General features: G+C 34.5%; 3 protein-coding genes. All 3 read left to right on the top strand.

The window, feature by feature from the left end:
• The first annotated feature begins 127 nt into the window (after nt 1-127).
• Complete coding sequence (locus HMPREF1551_RS02045) at nt 128-565, top strand: hypothetical protein (RefSeq protein WP_155851600.1); 438 nt, start codon at nt 128-130, stop codon at nt 563-565.
• Between the two features lie 192 nt (nt 566-757).
• Complete coding sequence (locus HMPREF1551_RS13810; protein ID WP_021627352.1) at nt 758-955, top strand: hypothetical protein; 198 nt, start codon at nt 758-760, stop codon at nt 953-955.
• The coding region (locus tag HMPREF1551_RS14130) for a hypothetical protein (protein WP_021627351.1) at nt 952-1,164 on the top strand (213 nt) is incomplete at its 3' end. The genes HMPREF1551_RS13810 and HMPREF1551_RS14130, both read left to right, overlap by 4 nt.

Genomic DNA, 1,164 nt, shown 5'->3' with positions numbered 1-1,164 from the left:
TTTTATTTTATTATAGGAAAAAGTTTAAACAGCTTCAAAGTTAAGGAAGCTATAGGATATGATAAATTTCACAAAAATAATTAGTATTTGTTTCATTCTAATAAGCACGTTATCTTTTGCTCAGAAATTGTCTAAAGAACACTTGAGAAATTTCCCCAAAGAAAATGGTTTTTATAAAACATTTGTGCTGTCAAAGTATAATAATAAGTTAAGAGCAAATGTCGTACTCCACTCTGACTTCCTTAAAGATAAAGATGGAGACCTTACAGAAAATGTTCTCATCTCGTTTCTAAAAAAAGAAAACAGTTGGTTAGCAAATGATGTTCAAGTTATTGTTAAATGTAGAGGAAAATGCATTAACTATATTGATGAGGATACAAACGCACTCTATAGAAATAATTTTTTCTATTTTGAATTTTCTTTTGATGGACCTCGTTACTCAGGTTACCTCTTTGCGTTTAAAAAAGAGGACGATGGTTATTTTAATTTAGTGAAAATGCAAGAAGTCTTTAAATCTTTCTATTGGGATATGCCCATTCGCTGGTATAGCCCAACTGAAAAATAAATTATCAGTATAATTCTCCTAAGAATACCAAATCAATTAAAAAAACAGTAAGCCCCGCGCTTGCTGTTTTTCTTTTTAAGCCGCCACTACTAACTTTACCACCGCTGCCCAACCGCTCCCCGCTGAGGCATATCCTAACAGCCTTGCAGGTAGCAGGGGAGCGCATCAGGGGACAATGCGATTGCTTCCTCTATGCAGCAGTATCGCGATATTCATTGTTCGCTCAGTAGCTTCTATGAGGACGATAAAACCGCCGAGCAAGACCGCCTTAAAGAGGAAATTGAAAGCCTTAAAGCTGAGCTCGTAGGAAAGAGCAAACAAGACCCCTACGAGGCACAAATGCGCCTATTGGAAGTTCTCTCCATTGCACCCCTGTTTTTAACCTCTTGAGAATCAATAAAAATATTGAAGCTAAATCAAAATTACTTTTAAATCCTCTTTTTCCTACACTTAAAAAGGAAATAATCCATTTATTTATTGTATCTTTGCCCAAAGTTCCTGAATTTTGGTGTTTTTTCTCAAACACAAAATTACTAATTTTTGGGAACTTTTATTTTATTATGAGAAAAAGTTTAAACAGCTTCAATGATAAAAGACTC

Source organism: Capnocytophaga sp. oral taxon 863 str. F0517 (genome assembly GCF_000466425.1).
GTDB lineage: Bacteria > Bacteroidota > Bacteroidia > Flavobacteriales > Flavobacteriaceae > Capnocytophaga.
The sequence above is the reverse complement of the archived record's forward strand: the minus strand, read 5'-3'. Positions and strand labels throughout refer to the sequence as shown.

Coding starts and splice junctions, on each gene's coding strand:
- HMPREF1551_RS13810 (WP_021627352.1), top strand. CDS start 758: ATGCAGCAGTATCGCGATATTCATTGTTCGCTCAGTAGCTTCTATGAG.